The organism is Bacteroides intestinalis DSM 17393 (assembly GCF_000172175.1).
Taxonomy (GTDB): domain Bacteria; phylum Bacteroidota; class Bacteroidia; order Bacteroidales; family Bacteroidaceae; genus Bacteroides; species Bacteroides intestinalis.
Map to the genome: position 1 here is coordinate 3415723 of NZ_ABJL02000008.1, position 18280 is coordinate 3434002.

An 18280-nucleotide genomic window follows, 5' to 3' on the forward strand; every position below is an offset into this window, starting at 1 on the left:
TACATTTATGAACAAGATAACATATGCTCTTTTAGGTATGGCGGCAGTAGTCTTTGTAGGCTGTGCCGACCTAGATTACAACGAAGCTTCGAATCGTGACGAGGACTGGACCTACAACAGTCCCCTCAATGGTGTCAAGGCTCTTGTATACGATGTCTACGCACAAATGCCAAGTGAATTCAAGGACGATTCCTACGGTAATGGCGCCCTGATAGCCAGTGCTACAGACGAGTCTGAGTTTGCACTTTCCTTCTCACCCATTCACAAGTATTTCAACGGTGGTTGGACTCCTTCGAATCCTTTTTCAACCACATGGGATAGGTCATACCGTGCCATCACTCAGGTACACATGTACCTTGAGCGCATCCACAAGATAGACTTGTCGGATTATAAATATGATCCCGACTACCAGACCATGGTGCAGCAGTTTGAGATATTCCCTTACGAGTTGCGTTTCCTCCGTACCTATTTCTACTTCGAGTTGGTACGTGCCTACGGCGATGTGCCTTTGGTGACCACAACCCTCACCAATGAGCAGGCCAACAGCGTGGAACGCACTCCAGCCAAGGATGTGTTCAAGTTCATCATCAACGAATTGGATGCCGTGGCTGAATATCTGCCCGTGTCATATAATGACATTCCTGGTCAGGAAATTGGTCGTGCCACCCGTGGTGCTGCTCTTGCACTGAAGGCACGCGTACTTCTTTATCAGGCTTCACCCTTGTTTAATACAGACAACAACAAGGAGCTTTGGAAAGAGGCCGCTGCTGCCAGCAAGGTCATCATCGATAATGCACAGCGCTGGGGCTACAAACTCAGCGAGTATGCCAAACTATGGGGGCACGACACATTCACCAATTCTGAATTTATCTTCGTTCTTGGCACCCAGGCAAGCAACACCTTCGAGCAGTACAATTATCCTGTGGGTGTGGAGAACGGAAACTCCGGCAACTGCCCTACACAGGCACTGGTGGACGCATACGAATATCAGGCCGATGGCAAGACATTCAAGGAGAAACATCCTGGAGATGTTGATGTGACTACTGAGAATCCATACGATGGTCTTGACCCACGTTTCGAACTCACTGTAGTGAAGAACGGCGATCTCTGGCCATCTAACACAACTCAGCAGATTGCTATTGAGACGTATCAGAGCGGCTTCAACGGTGCTCCTAAGTACGGCGCAACTCCCACGGGCTACTACTTGAAGAAGTTTGTGGACGGCAACTGTGTCACCACAGCCAACAACCAGACTACAACACGCCACAACTGGATTGTGATGCGTCTGGCCGAGGTTTACCTCAATTATGCAGAGGCTATGTACAACTACTACGGCAATGCTGACGAACAGGGCGATTTTGGCATGTCAGCCAACGAGGCTATCAATGTGCTTCGTAACCGTCCTGACATCATGATGCCTGAATTCCAAGGAAACAATGGTTTCGAAGAGCGCTACATGCGTGAGCGTATGGTAGAGCTTGCTTTCGAAGGTCAGCGCTTCTGGGATGTACGTCGCTGGAAGAAGGGGGCCGAGTTCTTCAAGAATGTTGATGTGGCAGACTTCAAACTGAATGGAAACGGCAACTTGATTCTCAATCGAGTTACTAAGACTCGCCAGTGGAACGAGAAGTACAACCTGTACCCGATTCCGCAGTCTGAAATTCAGAAGAACGGCAATCTGAAGCAGAACCCCAATTGGTAAAACTGATTCAATGAAATTTCAAACGAATAAGATTTATGAAAAAACATATTATATATCTTCTGATCTTAGGATTCGCTTTGCTGTCGAACATGACACTGACCTCGTGCAGCGATAGTGATGTGGCGAATGCCAACGATGTGCTAATGGTGAATGCTGTCCTGCCTACAAAAGTTATGGAAGGACAGGTTGTCACCATCACTGGTACGGGTCTTGAGAAGACCATTTCCGTTGTGTTCCCTGGCAATGTCTCTGTGAACAACATTATCAAAATAGGCAACGGCTATATCTCTGTGATAACTCCTGCCGGCATTTCTGCAGAGGGGGGAACAGTAACAATAGAAGCCAACGGCGAATCGGCAGAGTCAGTCATGACGCTGACTGTCGGCAAGCCCGAGCCTTTGCGCGTGGCTCCTCTTGACAAGGAAATAAAAATCAACGAATGTGTGGAGGTGTACGGCAACGACCTCGAATTTATCACCAAGGCTTATTTCCCCGGTGAAGACGGCAAGGACATTGTTGTAGATGCAAGTAACTTTAAGCGCAAAGCTACCGGTTCTCTTTACATCTATTCGCCAATGGGTATAAAAGCCGGACCTGCCCAAGTTACCCTCGAAGACTGCAGCGGCAAGAAATATACTTTGCCAGAGGTAACGCTGTCTGACGAGGTTGCAGGTGGCAGCGAAGGAGGTGAAGGATATGCTTCAATCTGGGAAGGTGAATACACTACTGGCTGGTGGTGGTATCTCCCTGCATCTGAGCTTGACCTCTCGGCAATAACGCCAGAAGCCGGCCAAACTATTAAGTTCACGTTCACTCACCATGATGCTCCTCAGACTTTTTGTCTGTGCGATGGTTGGTGGGGTGCTCCTTTCATCCGCGATGGCGGTGAAAGCGGTAACAACATCGTTCTTGCCGCTGGTGAGGACTTCCTGGAATTCAAAATCTCGGAAGGTATGGCGGCAACAATGAATGGTACTGAAACCGCTCTCATCATTGGCGGCGACATAACAATCACCAAGATTCAGATTAAGACAGATTAAACTCTATACAAAGAAGTCATAGCCTGATATCTGTAAACATTTCAAGTCTGCCGGAGAGCTAAAGTTCTTCGGCAGACTTTTTGGCATTTACTTGTGTTTTACTGTTTCTTCGCCTGAAGGCTTTGGAGCAACAAACAGTCATAGTCTACGGAGACTGCAGGCGAAAAGGAATACTACAAGCAAAACAGGTGCAATTCGATACATTTCGTATCAAAATAAAGAGAAGAAGCGGGAAAACAAGCAGGTTTTGAGAGAGTAGGTTTATGTAGATATTCGGCATTAACAGTAAGATAATCAAATGAATGTCCCATTAAAAAAGGGTGTAGGCAAAAATTGCCTATACCCTTCTTTAATTTGCTTTCACCACCGCTATAATGTCTATGAACAGGGAGATACAGAGAATGAATGTATGAGTATATGCAAAAACATGCATAAATTACAGGTAGAATTTATTTCTTCAAAGTCCAGCGGATAGCATTGCTAAGCATCATCGTGAAGTCGTCCGACTGGAAGAGCTTCGGACTATGCCCCATCTGGAAATAAACATTCCGGGCAGCCTTGCCTTCGTTCACCCACACTACCGGATGGTCGCCCATCTTGACAGCGGAAGCGGGTGTATAAGTGGACTCGTCCACATGTGCCAAAACGCGAACATTGGGACGGGGAGACTTGTCGTACGTATACCACTCGTCATCCTGAACCACAAAAGAAGCGTCGACGCCTTTCATTACCGGATGTTCCTTGTCTTCCACAATCACTGTGCCATCAGCAAGCGGAGCGATATAGTTCTGGAAGCGAATGCCGCCCATGAAATCGGAGAACCATTGCCACAGAGGGTAACCGTCAAAGTCTCCCAGCAAAGTAGCATGATGGAAACCAATCCAACCGCCACGACCTTCGTTAATGTAGTTGATGAAGTTCTGCTCTGCTTCCTTCGGCCAGGTATAAGGCGGGAAGTCCAACTGAATGACTAAATCCGTACCCTCCAACACTTCCTTCTGAGCCAGGAGACGGGTGTTGTTCAATATCTGTATCTGCAGATTCTGTACCTTGCTCTCATCCACCAGCCACTTCACTGCCGCATCCGAGAAAGGTTTATGCTGGCCTTGGCTTTCGGTAAGTACCAGTACACGGTAAGTCCTGTCATAGAAAGGTTTCTGTTCTATCAATCCCTCGTAGACCGTACGACGCAAATCGCCTTGCTCGTTGTCACCGTCATAGTCCCAATACATGCCGCCCAGCAGTTTCTGCTTCAGGATATACTGGCATTTTATGGCCAACGAACGGGGATTTTCATAACCGAAGACAAGCTTTCCTGCTTTATTGGCCAAATAGGGAACCTTGGCTACCTCATCCCAGCATTCACGATACTCTCTGGTATGGCCTACCTTATTGAAATCCTGAAAGTTAGGATATCCATCGCCACCACGGCCATAGAAAGGCATGCCCATCACTAACTTAGAAGCAGGCACACCGGCTTTGAGGTGAGTCTCAACAGCAGCATCAACAGTCATCCAGCCACTGTTCTCCGAACGATACAAAGCTGCATGATGTTTGGGAGCATTCCCCATATCATAGGACATGATATTGACAAAATCAATATAGGGAAGAATCGCCTTAAAATCTATATACTCTGCAGAAGCTACCGTAGCAAGAGTCAGTAACTTCTTCTTCCCTATCTCTTTCCGTATATCCCTCATCAGTAATGTGAAGTTCTTTGTATCATCCGGTGAAGCAGAAATATTGGCTGCTGCACTGGTAGGGTATTCCCAGTCTATATCAATACCATCAAGATCGAACTCTTTCACTACACGCTTGCAATCCTTTGCAAAAGCCAAGCGATACTTATCATTGGCAGCCATTTCACTGAACCGACCGCTTCCCCATCCACCGATAGAAAGCATTATTTTCAGTTCTGGTTTCTGCGCCTTCAGTGCAACAATCCCACGAAGACGGTTCTCATTATCAATACCAACTCCGTTGAAGGTTTCACTGACATGCCCGAATGCATAGTTAATATGCGTCATATATTGCGGATCCGGCATGATACTACTCCAGGAAGTCACATAAGCTACAATAACTTTTGTATCCGAAGAAGCCATACGCAACTCTCCTGCTTTACTACTGCACGACAACAATACCGCCAATGCAGTCAGAATCATTAATTTCATTCTTTTCATAATATTATTATAATAATTAATCAGCTGTTTGACAAACACGAGAACCTATCAATGCATAATACAGCATAAATACTTCTCCCAAAATTACAATAAACCAAGACCATCTCCAACTTTCCAGCAAGTCAGCGAAGACACCTTGCAACAAAGGCAGGATGGCACCTCCCACTACCCCTATCATGAATACCCCGGAAGCTACCGAAGTATATTTACCCAAATGAGCCACGGACAATGTGAAGATAGCCCCCCACATGATGGAATGGAAAAGTCCGACTGCTGTCAGTAACCAGGGATTATTAAAGATGATAGCCAGCAAAGCCAACACACCTGCCGATATGGTAGTTACGGTCAGTTGCACACGAGGGGAAACTCTGCTCAACGAACTTCCTACCAGTCGTCCGATCAGCATACCACCCCAATAGAGTGTGGCCAATAAGGCAGGTGAAGGACAATTCCGTTCAATGGCATATAAATTGATATTCGCACCAATGCAAACCTCGACACCCACATAACAAAAGATAGCGCAAACTCCCAATGTCAAGTGACGGAATGACCATACACTTTTCTCCAACTTCTCCCCTTTCTCTACCCGTGTACCCTGTATATCCGGCAAAGATAGCCTCATCAATAAGAAAACAACCACAGCTATAGTTACCATCAATGCAAAGAAAGGCATCATCAACTGGCTGATTTGAATATCTTCCATAGCCAAGCCACCAAACACAACACCGGTCACGAAATAAGGGGCAATCGTAGTACCCACAGAGTTTGCTGTCCCCCCAATAGCCAAACGTTGAATGGCTTGTGTCCCTTTCACACGGCAAGCGGTAAGATAAGGATTAATAACGACCTGCAAAATCGTGGCCGAAGCACCCACAACAAATGATCCTAATAGAAATATAAAGAATCCTATGGGAATAATACTCTCTCCCATTCTGATATTAACATCAGGAAATTGAACGGTAAAATAAGATGAAGCAAAAAAGAGTCCCAGACCGATAATCATCACCCAAAGTCCACGGATCAAGGTTCCTTTATAGCCATACTTGCTAATCCAGGATGAACCTATACTCCCACAAATAGGGTAAGCAAGGAACCACGAGAAAGTAATCAGAGTTGCAAATGTATTCTTCAGATTACCTACTTTCATAAGAAAAGTTTCCTTCAACGGCCCCTGAAACTGAGTATTGGCAGTTGTCAGGAAGCCTACAATAAGGAACAGGAAGACCATTGTAAGAAACGGTCCCATGTAATTGATTTGTTTTTCTTGGTGTGTCATCATGTAGTATTAGCAAATGATTATTTTTCAGATAACTTAGCTGCAGAAGCAACATCCAGCAGAAACTCACAATCCGGATGTAACTGAAGGACAGAGGCTGGAACATCAGATGTGACAGGTCCTTCCAGCATTTGTTTCACGGCCTCAGCTTTGTTACTGCCTTTGGCCACCAGTACAATCCGGCGTGCCTGCATGATATTTTTTATCCCCAGAGTTACCCCTCCCAGTTCCTTCTCCGGCGGGGTGTGGGTTTCTCTACGAATGCGTTCTTCCAATTCCGGATTCATCTTCGTAACCCACGCATCTCCTCCCAAAGGGGAGTGAGGTTGATTGAAACCTAAATGTCCGTTCTCTCCCAAACCCAGAATCAGTAAGTCAATACCTCCACGCTTGGCAATTTCTTCTTGAAATGCCCTGCAAGCTTTTCCAAAATCATCTGAAACTGTTGGCAACATCAGGAAATTTTCATCTTTTATGCCCAATGCATCTATAATTTCCGTTTTCAGCATCGTATAACATGCCCCGGCATATTCACGCGGCACGTTCACCACTTCATCCAATCCGAAAAACGTGACCGCAGAGGTATTGAAAGGATAACAGGAATATATTTCTCCAACCATCCGGTGCAGATTTCCGGTCGTACGTCCTGTCGAAAGCCCGATAACAGCTTCCGGTTTATTTAGAATTTCACCTATAATCTGCCATGCAGCGATGCAATCAAATTCTTTTTCGCTCTTTGCTATAGTTATTTTCATGACTCCACTTTCTTATCACTAATCACTATTTACATATTCATGGCCACAGCACCTGCACCCAGTAAACCTATGAATTCCGGATTCAACTTTGTGATAACAACACCATTGCTTACAAAACGCATAGTGGTCGGATTCAACAATTCCATTATCTTCGCATGAATATATCCGTCTGCCACTACACCACCACCTAAGACGATTGTCTCCGGATCTGTCACCCGCACCAGGTTCATTACAAGATTCGCTAATGCTTCGGAAGCATTCTCCACCAGTTTCACACATAAAGGATCACCTTTACGACTCAATGCAAAAATCTCACTGACAGGTATCCGTTCCCCTTTGTCGGCAGGAATGTGTAAATCCGTGGTATAATCTTTCTGAAGTATTCTTGCACAACGGTCGAAACCAATACCGGAAGCTATAGCCTCCACACAATCCACCCTTCCACAAGTACATTTGATTCCTACATTGACTCCTACCCGCACATGTCCCACTTCACCGGCATTAAAATGGCTACCACGTATCTGCCTGCCGTTCACAACCGTGCCGACTGCAATACCCGTTCCTATATTCAAATAGATGAAGTTTTTGGAAATTTGCCCGAAGCCCCACACACGTTCGGCACGTGTGGCACTTTTCACATCATTGTCTATATGGCAGGGAATGCCATAAATATCCGCTAATTCCTTAGCCAAAGCAATAGGTTGCGTCCTGCTGGGATCTATTTGCAACCAGATACCCTGATTAGGATCTACCCGTCCGATCAATCCCACTCCCATGGCCAAAGGTTTCTTATCATACCATCCTACGGTTTTGATATAATCATCCAGTGATAGTTTGATAATATCCAACGCTGCTTGTTGGTTAAAATATCCGGAGTCATATTTTTTGTACCTCAAGATATTGCCGCGACTATCAATTTCGCCAATCAATAATTTAGTTCCGCCCAAATCCAGGCCTAAATACGTTTCCATTTTTTATCTGCATTTTTAGAAGGTTACTATTGACCACAATATTACGCACAATCAAGGAAACGAAAGTTGATTCTTTAACAAAAAAGGTTCGCTACTTATCCACTTAGGTTTAAATACAGTTTTTATACTCTAAAATTTACTGGGACTTGTGCCAAACTGCTTTTTAAAGCACGTACTGAAATATTTAGGGTCTGAAAAACCAACCATGCATGCCACTTCTCCGACTGAGTATTTCTGCGAAAGCAAAAGCTCTTTCGACTTATTCAACCGGACAATACGGATAAAATCATTCGGCCCTTGCCCTGTCAAAGTTTTTATCTTATTATAAACAGATGTACGACTCATGCCTAACGCACGGCAGAAGTCATTAATTGAGAATTCCGGATTAGTCATATTCTCATCGATGGCTGCCATGGCACTATCCAGAAACTCTTTATCCAATTGGCTGCTGTAATCTATTTCGTTGACAGGTATATCCGAGGAGAGCACAGTATCCCTGAGATGCTGCCTATTCTGGAGTATATTACGAAGCCTTACTTTCAATACGGACAAGTCAAAGGGTTTAATGATATAATCATTCGCCCCGGATTCCAATCCTAATATGATATTCTCCCTCTCACAAAGGGCGGTCAACAGAATGACAGGAATATGACTGGTCTCAACAGAAGATTTCAAGATCCGACACAACTCATCCCCTTGGATTACAGGCATTATGATATCTGAAATAATAATATCCGGATTGATTTCCCTCGCCATATCCAATGCCTTTCCTCCATCGGGTACACTGATTACCTTATATTCGGAAGACAAACTGTCCGTCAGATACTCACGCATATCTTTATCATCCTCGGCCAGCAACAGAATATTTTTATCCGTCTGGTCATCCTCCTCCTGAGATGAAACATCGGGAGACGTTACTTCTGGTAAATCCTCCTTCGCCACAACCACCATACCCGATCGCAGTTTCTTGGGAAATGTAACAGTGAACGTAGTCCCTTTATTCTCTATACTACTGAATTCTATCTTACCATGATGTTGCTTGATAATGCGGGAAGTAATCATCAGACCAATGCCGATGCCCTGTTCCTGAGAGTCTACCACATTCTTGGCACGATAATACTCATTAAAGATATTCTTCTGTTCTTCTGCAGGAATACCGACTCCTGTATCCCTTACTTCAACAATCCATTTGTTTTTAGTCTGTCTCACTACAATACCTATGGAACCTTTCTCTGTATACTTCAAAGCATTAGAAAGCAGATTATCCATTATATGATCCATCTTGCTCTTGTCCAGCCATACCTCAGACATCTCCGGTTCTACCTCCAGATAAAGTTCTATCTCCTTTTTGACTGCAGCCATACGGAAAGCAGACAACTTATCTTCCATGTACGCCTTTACATTATATAATGCCACTTCAAGATGTTCCGGGTGTGCCTCCACCTTTTGCAATTCCAGCAACTGAGTAATCATCGAAAAAAGCTTCTCTGCATTCTTCACTGCAATTGCCAATTTCTTCTTACTCTCCTCAGGCAAGTCACCCCGTTCTTCAAGTTCACTCAGCGGAGCTTTTATCAACGTTACCGGAGTGCGTATATCATGGGCAATTCCTATAAACGAATGAATCCGTTCCCTGATTTTATTCTCCCGCACCCTTTGCCGTCTGAACTGGAAGAAAAAACAACCTAATATCACAAGCAAAATCAGATAGATCGCTATGGCCCACCAGGATGCCCAAAGCGGATGATCGATAGATATTTCTACCGAACGTTCGCCAACCTGTTGCTGGGTATATTTATCGAATGCACGCAATTCAAAAGTATATTTTCCGGGAGGAAGATCCATATAGCCCACACTTTGAGCCACATCCCTGTGATGCCACTGCCGCTCATGGCCTTTCAGCCTGTATTCATACCTGATTTTATGTGGAGAAACAAAATTGATAGCCGAAAAAGAGATAGAGAAAGAATTCTGATTGTATTTCAGTTTCAGAGACTTGGTATCATTGATACCCGCCGTTAATGGCGAACCGGCTGCTCCTGCTTTTACCGACTCATAAGGTAATTTAAAGTCTGTGAATATCAATTCGACCGGTGCACTTTTAGAAAAGTCAAAAGAGGGTGTAAAGAAAAGAGCTCCTTCCGCTGTACCAAATGCCAGATGTCCGTCTTTTGTCTTCAAGGAAGCATTCGAATTATAATATCCCCAGCCGATATTTAAAAGATCATTGCCATTGATAACCATATCTTCAACCAGATCCAGACAATATAACTCCTTCTCCGTACTGAACCAAATATGTCCGTTACTATCTTCGGCCACACTATTAATAGAGTTGGAGACAAGCCCATCCGCAGTTGTATAAATACGGGAACGGTCATTCTCCGGATTAAAACGAATCAACCCTTCTCCGTCTGTAAGCAACCAGATGTCACCGGAGGATGAACGCAGCAGGCAACGGACAGGATAATGCAAAGTAATATCACCAAACTTCTGCTGCCACTTAATTTCCCCCGTAGATTTGTCGAAGAAACCCAAACCGTCACAGCCGGCTATCAGCAATGTATTCTTGTCACCATACTTTATATCCCCTACACAATCAATCGGATAATAGGTATAAACATCGGTACGCCTGTTATACCGCGTGAAATGACCTTCAATACCTCCGAACCAGATATAATCACCCTCTGAGTAAATAGCATAAATATAGTCGGTAGAGATGCCACTATCAGCCTGTTTATTCTGTCTCGGCATTTTCCGGACTTCACCTGATTTTTTTTGAATACGATATAATCCGATTCCATAACCACCTGCCCATACATTTCCCTCATTATCTTCACAGAGAGCCAACACTACAGACGAATAAGCAAAACCTTTCCCATTCAGAAAGTGCATCCATTGCTTTGATTTCACCCGGTACACACTGATTCCGTCATTGGTACCATACCAATAATCACCTTCTGAGTCTTGTAGCATTACATTTACATGATCGGATGCCAATGAAGAAGGATTATTCCGTTCGTGCTTGATCCAACGTACATCGGGTACATTAGGATCCAGATAGCTGATACCATTCGTACAGGTGCTTACCCAGATACCTCCATATTCATCTACGCAGATGTCCGAAACGGTATTACCAGTCAGACTTCTTTCATCATCTTCATCCGTTATATAATGCTCCGTCAATGTTTCATTAGCAGCATCGATCCTAAAGACACCCGCACCGTCTGCTCCTATCAAAATAGAGTGGTCTCCATCATGGGCAAAAACCCGGACAGGTATACCCGGAATAAAGGAATTGAGAGATTTTACCTGTTTCGTAACCAAATCAATAACAAAAGCACTGTTAGAAAAGGTTCCCACATATAATTTAGTACCGTAGAGGAATAAAGCCTCTATACGAGCCTCCACAGGAATATCCACCTTCTCTTTCGATAATTGGCAGGTCGTTCTCGATTTCTCCATTTTATAGACTTCCGTATTGGTTCCTACGAAAAAGGTGTTCTCCGCTGATTTAATAATGCAATTGGTCCATTCGCCGATCAGGCCTGCCGGAGACAAAACTTTATCGGTTCTGCTCCAATAATACACTCCTGTGGATGTAGATAGCCACAATCCCCCATTCTCTTCAAACTCTATACCATTCAAGACCGGAAAGGATATGGACTGCGACAAATCCACCTGTAGTTCAAAGCAATCCTTCAATTTGTCATACCTGTATATTCTGCCATTCCGCAGGGCAATCCAGAGATTTCCCTCCTTATCTATCTCCATCACCGTGAACGACAATATATGATCCTTGGAGTCTATCGTCTCATTTAGCTTATAGTGCCTTATCTCGTTCCCGTCATAACGGTCCACTCCCATATGGGTATAAGCCCAGATAAATCCCGTTGAATCCTTACATATCTGATAAACCTGTCTGCTGCTCAAACCTTCCCTTACATTCAAGTGTCGGAAAGAACCTGCAAACAAGCTGGTATATAACGAAATAAATAGCAACAAAATAAATGTACGCTTTATCATAATAAAGATGTCTTTCATAATACTCACTTTTAGCAATTGCAATAATACAGACAAATATATTAAGATTGGTTGATAAACTATCCAAATAGGTTTGTTTTCTATCAAAAGAATCCCTCTGTTTCCCTTGCATTTCACAGGAAAAAGCACGATTTTTGCCTTTCAAACCAATAATTCGTGATAAGCCATGCTCAGCAAGCTTAAATTAAACCAGCTTTATTTTAAAGATACGCAGTTCGCCAACCTGATGACGCGCCGCATTTTCAATATCCTTCTGATAGCCAACCCCTATGATGCTTTTATGCTGGAAGACGACGGGCGTATAGATGAAAAAATATTTAATGAATACACATCGCTCTCCCTGCGTTATCCTCCACGGTTTACCCAGGTATCCACCTGTGAAGAAGCGTTGGCACAACTTTCCACCGTACCGTTCGATCTCATCATCTGCATGCCGGGTACGGGAGATAATGACAGTTTCGATGTAGCACGCCACATCAAGGGCTTGTACGAACATATCCCCATGGTGATACTGACTCCTTTCAGTCACGGCATCACCAAGCGTATTGCCAATGAAGACCTGAGCCCCTTCGAATATATCTTCTGTTGGTTGGGAAATACCGACTTGCTGGTGTCTATCATCAAACTGATAGAGGACAAGATGAACCTAGAGCACGATGTAAACGAAGTCGGTGTACAAGTGATTCTGGTAGTGGAAGACGGTATCCGGTTCTACTCGTCCATCTTGCCCAATCTTTATAAATTCGTGCTGAAACAAAGCCAGGAATTCAGTACCGAAGCATTGAATGCCCACCAGCGGACACTGCGTATGCGTGGACGTCCGAAGATCGTGCTGGCGCGTACATACGAAGAAGCGATCGGTATCTACGAGAAATACAAGAATAATATATTAGGAGTGATTACCGATGTCCGCTTTCCACGCGTGGAACGTGGCGAAAAGGACGGACTGGCAGGTATCAAGCTGTGCGCAGCCATCCGTAAGGAAGATCCGTTCGTGCCGCTCATCATCCAGTCGTCCGAATCGGAAAATGCACTGTATGCATCCAAATACGGTGCCGCTTTCATCGACAAGAATTCCAAGAAGATGGATGTGGATCTGCGCCGCATCGTATCGGACAACTTCGGTTTCGGCGATTTCATTTTCCGCAATCCTGATACGCTGGAAGAGATAGCCCGCGTAAAAAATCTGAAAGAATTGCAGAATATCCTCTTTGCAGTACCTGCGGAGTCGTTCCTCTATCATATCAGCCGCAACCACGTCAGTCGCTGGCTCTACTCACGCGCCATGTTCCCGGTGGCAGAGTTCCTGAAACCTATCACTTGGAACAGCCTGCAGGACGTGGATGCTCACCGCAAGATCATCTTCGAAGCCATCGTAAAATACCGTAAGATGAAGAACCAAGGTGTGGTAGCTGTGTTCAAGCGTGACCGCTTCGACCGTTACTCCAATTTTGCCCGTATCGGCGATGGTTCATTGGGAGGCAAAGGTCGTGGATTGGCTTTTATTGACAACATGGTGAAGCATCATCCCGAATTTGAAGAGTTCGATAATGCCCGCGTTGCCATCCCTAAGACAGTGGTACTCTGTACCGATGTCTTCGACGAGTTCATGGAGACAAACAACCTGTATCAGGTAGCCCTCTCCGATGCTGATGACGACTTAATCCTGCGCTACTTCCTGAAAGCCAAACTACCCGACCGGTTAGTGGAAGACTTTTTCACCTTCTTCGATGTAGTGAAGTCACCGCTTGCCATCCGCTCGTCTTCCTTGCTGGAGGATTCGCACTATCAGCCCTTCGCCGGAATCTATAATACTTATATGATTCCTTATCTGGATGATAAATACGAAATGCTCCGTATGCTGTCCGACGCCATCAAAGGCGTATATGCTTCGGTCTATTTCCGCGACAGCAAGGCGTATATGCAGGCCACAAGTAATGTCATCGATCAGGAGAAGATGGCTGTCATCCTGCAAGAGGTAGTCGGCAACCAATATGGCGACCGTTATTACCCCAGTATGTCCGGCGTGGCACGTTCGCTCAACTATTACCCCATCGGTGATGAAAAGGCCGAAGAAGGTACAGTAAATCTCGCCCTCGGTCTTGGCAAGTACATCGTAGACGGTGGCATGACGCTCCGTTTCTCTCCCTATCATCCGCATCAGATTCTGCAAACCAGCGAAATGGAGATAGCCCTGAAAGAGACGCAAACCCGCTTCTATGCCCTCGACCTGCGTAATGCCGGACACGATTTCTCTATGGACGATGGCTTCAACCTGCTGAAACTGCACGTGAAAGAGGCGGAAAAGGATGGAGCACTGAATTACATAGCCTCCACCTACGACCCTTACGACCAGATTATCCGCGATGGTCTTTATCCCGGTGGGCGCAAGGTAATCACTTTCGCCAACATCCTGCAACATGATGTTTTCCCGTTGGCACGTATCCTACAACTGGTATTGAAGTACGGTGAGCAGGAAATGCGCCGCCCCGTCGAGATAGAGTTTGCCGCCACCATGAGCCGCGAACAGGATAAATCGGGTACTTTCTACCTGCTGCAGATACGTCCTATCGTAGACACCAAAGAAATGCTGGATGAAGACCTCACCGCCATACCGGATGAGAAAACCTTGCTCCGCTCCAACAACTCGCTGGGTCATGGCATTATGAATGATATCTATGACGTCGTCTACGTGAAGACGGAGGACTATATTGCATCGCACAATCAGGAAATTGCCTGGGAGATGGAGAAGCTGAACCAGCAATTCCTGGACGAAGGGCGAAACTATGTCCTCGTCGGTCCCGGACGCTGGGGAAGTAGTGACACTTGGCTCGGCATCCCCGTGAAGTGGCCACACATCAGCGCCGCCCGCGTCATTGTGGAAGCCGGACTGACGAATTACCGTGTAGACCCCAGTCAGGGAACCCATTTCTTCCAGAACCTGACATCTTTCGGCGTAGGGTATTTCACCATCAATGCATTTATGAACGACGGTGTATACAACCAAGAATTCCTGAATGCCCAACCTGCCGTACACGAGACAAAATACCTGCGGCACGTTCATTTCGAACAACCTGTAACAGTAAAGATGGATGGCAAGAAGAAGCTGGGAGTAGTACTGATGCCCGAAGAATAATTTCTGTTCTCATTCAAAGAGGATATGATTAGTGATGAACGTTCAGTTCTATCACCACCACCTCGCTGGGGGCAAACATGCGGATATTCTTATTGGAAGTCCCCAGACCATTGGTAATGATCATCGGTATTCCTTGGGAATTGCGCTTCAATCCGCCACGAAACCGCTGTCCGTAGTGCGAAGGAAGAATGGGAGCATAAAGCCCGAACAGCGTCACCTGCCCACCGTGTGTATGTCCGGCGAGGACAAGGTCGGTATTCGTTATGGCAACATCCTCGGCATAGTCGGGCGTATGCATCAGCAGAATCACGAAATCATCAGGTGAAAGGGCGAGCGTAGGAGATACACCATTCTTCTGCAGATCAAAAGGATTGCGCACGCCGGCTATCAGAATCTCCGCCCCGTCCCGCTTCAGTGTATCCACGCGGTGCTCCAGCAAATGAATGTTGTGTGCCTCCAATTGGCGCACAATGTCGGCATAACAGGCCTCATAATCGTTGTTGCCCAGCACCACGTAGGTGCCCATCGGCACTTTCACCGCCGCCAGGGCGGAGACGACAGGTGCCACATACTCACATCCCTCATGCAAGTCGCCACCCACCAGCAGCACGTCTGCCCGCTGGTCATTGAGCAAGCGGACCAGGTTCTCCAGACCTTTCTCCTTGAAAAGACTTTTGTAGTGCAAATCAGAAATAAAGGCAATGCGAAAACCGTCGAAAGCAGCAGGCACATCGGGGTGACTGAACTTGTACGTCCGTACCCGGCTGATGCCCCGGTAGCCGGAACCTGCCTTTGAAGAGGTTATTTCTGTATCGACGAGTCGGATACTGTCCGCTACCGAAGTCTCCGGCGGCAGAGAAGGAAGTACGTACAGGTTCGATCTACAAGAAGAGAGAAACAGTACTCCAAGAATCACATAGAGGAATTTCTTCATCATATACAAGCAGTATTTTCTTCATTACACAGACACAAAGATAGGCATTTTCAGTATCTTTGTTGCAAGAATCGGTAAACAAGCATTCACCCTAAACTAAAAACGGAAATATGAAAGAGATTAAACTGAATTCACCTTATGCCTGGTTTCTCGCCGCCCGTCCCAAGACCTTGACGGGAGCCATCATCCCCGTACTGCTGGGTAGTGCCCTGGCTTTCAGCGATGGGGAGTTCAAGACCCCGCCCGCCCTGCTGTGCGCCCTCTTCGCCTGCGGCATGCAAATTGCCGCAAATTTCATCAATGACCTTTTCGACTTTCAGAAAGGCACCGACCGTAAAGATCGTCTGGGTCCGCCACGTGCTTGCGCCGAAGGCTGGATTACTCCGGGAGCCATGAAACTTGGCATCGGCTGCGCATTGCTGCTGTCGTGCCTGGCAGGACTGGCACTGCTCTTCATCGTCTGGGGACAACTGCCCCACGGAGGCTGGGAACTGGTGGTGCTGGGAGTAGTATGTATCCTGTTTGCCTTTCTCTACACCACGCTGCTCTCCTATCTGGGCTGGGGCGATGTGCTGGTGCTGGTCTTCTTCGGCTTCGTGCCCGTCTGCGGCACCTACTACGTACAGGCCTACACGCTGAATATGGACGTGTTGGTACTGTCGCTCGTCAGCGGTCTGGCCATAGACACCCTGCTGATGGTGAACAACTACCGCGACCGCGAGCAAGATGCCGTGAGTGGCAAGTGTACACTGGTAGTGCGCTATGGCCGGAAGTTCGGTGAAAATATGTATTTAGGGCTGGGTATTGCCGCCACGCTGCTCTGCCTCTGGTTTGTAAATACCGGCCGACTGACGCTGATCGAGTTTATCTGGGCCCCCTGCGTCTACCTCTGCATGCACGCCCTGACGTGGCGCAAGATGGTGAACATCCGCAGCGGCAAAGGGCTGAACCGTATCCTGGGCGAAACTTCACGCAACATGCTATTCCTGGGCATACTGCTGGCCGTAGCACTGGCTGCATAAACGCAGCAGGCATTCGGATTCATCTCATGAGACTATTTAAGGTCGTCTCATGAGATAAATTATTACCTTTTGCCGTACATCTTCTCGTAATAGTGCTGGTAGTCGCCGCTGGTTACTTCTTCCACCCACGCCTGGTTATTCAGATACCACTCAATGGTCTTCACGATACCGTCTTCGAACTTCGTTTCGGGATACCAGCCCAGAGCAGCGGTAATCTTTGCCGGGTCGATGGCATAACGTTGGTCATGACCGAGACGATCCTTCACGAAAGTAATCAGGTCTTCATTAATCCAGCTGATGTCAATCTGACCATCTTCGTCTTTCGTCTTCTTCTTCAGGACTTCGCGATATTCGGGTTTCTCCGTCATCAGGCGGTGGATAGTGGCAATGGTCAGCTTCACAATTTCAAGGTTGGTCTTTTCGTTATGGCCACCTACGTTGTACACTTCACCTTCCACACCTTCGCGAACCACCAGGTCGATAGCTTTGCAATGGTCTTCTACATAGAGCCAGTCGCGCACATTGCTGCCGTCACCGTAGACAGGAAGTTTCTTTCCTTCCAGAATATTCTTGATGATAAGCGGAATCAACTTTTCGGGGAAGTGATACGGGCCGTAGTTATTGGAACAACGGGTAATGGTCACCGGCATTTTATAGGTATCATGGTAAGCCATAACCACCATGTCGGCACTGGTCTTGGAAGCACTGTACGGGCTATGCGGACAAAGCGGGGTTTGCTCCGTGAAGTAGCCGTCGGCACCCAACGAACCGTACACCTCGTCCGTAGACACCTGATGGTAACGCACACCCTTGCGCCAGGTAGGATAGCCATTCTCATCCTTACCCGTCACCCAGGCACGGCGAGCTGCATCCAGCAGGTTCTGCGTACCCAGAATATTAGTAACGAGGAAGAGCTGCGGATTCTCAATGCTACGGTCTACGTGACTCTCGGCAGCAAAGTTCACCACATAGTCGAATTTAAATTTGGCAAACAGTTCGTCGGCAAGTATCCGGTCGCAGATGTCACCTTTTACAAAGAAACAGCGTTCGTCATCAATGTCTTTAGCGATGGTTCCAAGGTTTCCGGCATAGGTTAAAGCATCAAGTATCACAAGCTGCACGTCATCATGCTTTGCCAGGATATACTTGATATAGTTCGCGCCGATAAATCCGGCAGCACCGGTTACAAGATAAGTCTTCATTTAAATTATAAATTAAAAATT

11 protein-coding genes are annotated in these 18280 nt (G+C 46.3%); 4 read left to right on the top strand and 7 right to left on the bottom strand.

What is annotated here, in order from left to right; all coding sequences use genetic code 11:
* Positions 1-7: 7 nt before the first annotated feature.
* Both BACINT_RS23060 and BACINT_RS23065 read left to right on the top strand, forming a co-directional pair.
* Positions 8-1702: a RagB/SusD family nutrient uptake outer membrane protein gene (locus tag BACINT_RS23060; protein ID WP_007667854.1), complete on the top strand. Its 1695-nt coding sequence runs from the start codon at positions 8-10 to the stop codon at positions 1700-1702.
* A gap of 35 nt (positions 1703-1737) precedes the next feature.
* Positions 1738-2742: an IPT/TIG domain-containing protein gene (locus BACINT_RS23065; protein ID WP_007667856.1), complete on the top strand. Its 1005-nt coding sequence runs from the start codon at positions 1738-1740 to the stop codon at positions 2740-2742.
* A 449-nt stretch (positions 2743-3191) separates the two neighbouring features.
* On the opposite strand, the gene BACINT_RS23070 is transcribed toward BACINT_RS23065, so the two are convergent.
* The 5 genes from BACINT_RS23070 to BACINT_RS23090 form a co-directional block, all read right to left on the bottom strand.
* The gene (locus BACINT_RS23070) at positions 3192-4922 is read right to left on the bottom strand and encodes a glycosyl hydrolase family 18 protein (protein ID WP_044155443.1); all 1731 of its coding nucleotides are present in this window, start codon (positions 4920-4922) and stop codon (positions 3192-3194) included.
* A gap of 16 nt (positions 4923-4938) precedes the next feature.
* Positions 4939-6198, bottom strand: a complete 1260-nt coding sequence (locus BACINT_RS23075) for an MFS transporter (protein ID WP_044155444.1) — start codon at positions 6196-6198, stop codon at positions 4939-4941.
* Between the two features lie 20 nt (positions 6199-6218).
* Positions 6219-6953: a 6-phosphogluconolactonase gene (locus BACINT_RS23080; RefSeq protein ID WP_007667864.1), complete on the bottom strand. Its 735-nt coding sequence runs from the start codon at positions 6951-6953 to the stop codon at positions 6219-6221.
* Positions 6954-6982: 29 nt separating this feature from the next.
* The gene (locus BACINT_RS23085) at positions 6983-7924 is read right to left on the bottom strand and encodes an ROK family protein (protein ID WP_007667866.1); all 942 of its coding nucleotides are present in this window, start codon (positions 7922-7924) and stop codon (positions 6983-6985) included.
* A gap of 129 nt (positions 7925-8053) precedes the next feature.
* Positions 8054-11965: a hybrid sensor histidine kinase/response regulator transcription factor gene (locus BACINT_RS23090; protein WP_044155175.1), complete on the bottom strand. Its 3912-nt coding sequence runs from the start codon at positions 11963-11965 to the stop codon at positions 8054-8056.
* A 166-nt stretch (positions 11966-12131) separates the two neighbouring features.
* Here BACINT_RS23090 and BACINT_RS23095 point away from each other — a divergent pair, with 166 nt between their 5' ends.
* Complete coding sequence (locus BACINT_RS23095) at positions 12132-15101, top strand: PEP/pyruvate-binding domain-containing protein (RefSeq protein ID WP_007667868.1); 2970 nt, start codon at positions 12132-12134, stop codon at positions 15099-15101.
* Positions 15102-15129: 28 nt separating this feature from the next.
* On the opposite strand, the gene BACINT_RS23100 is transcribed toward BACINT_RS23095, so the two are convergent.
* Positions 15130-16038 (bottom strand): metallophosphoesterase, encoded by a 909-nt coding sequence (locus BACINT_RS23100; protein WP_007667870.1) that lies wholly within the window; start codon positions 16036-16038, stop codon positions 15130-15132.
* Between the two features lie 107 nt (positions 16039-16145).
* Between BACINT_RS23100 and menA the strand changes: the two genes are divergently transcribed.
* Complete coding sequence (gene menA / locus BACINT_RS23105; protein WP_007667874.1) at positions 16146-17057, top strand: 1,4-dihydroxy-2-naphthoate octaprenyltransferase; 912 nt, start codon at positions 16146-16148, stop codon at positions 17055-17057.
* A 62-nt stretch (positions 17058-17119) separates the two neighbouring features.
* Here menA and rfbB read toward each other — a convergent pair whose 3' ends face one another.
* The gene (gene rfbB / locus BACINT_RS23110) at positions 17120-18259 is read right to left on the bottom strand and encodes a dTDP-glucose 4,6-dehydratase (RefSeq protein WP_007667877.1); all 1140 of its coding nucleotides are present in this window, start codon (positions 18257-18259) and stop codon (positions 17120-17122) included.
* Positions 18260-18280: the final 21 nt, after the last annotated feature.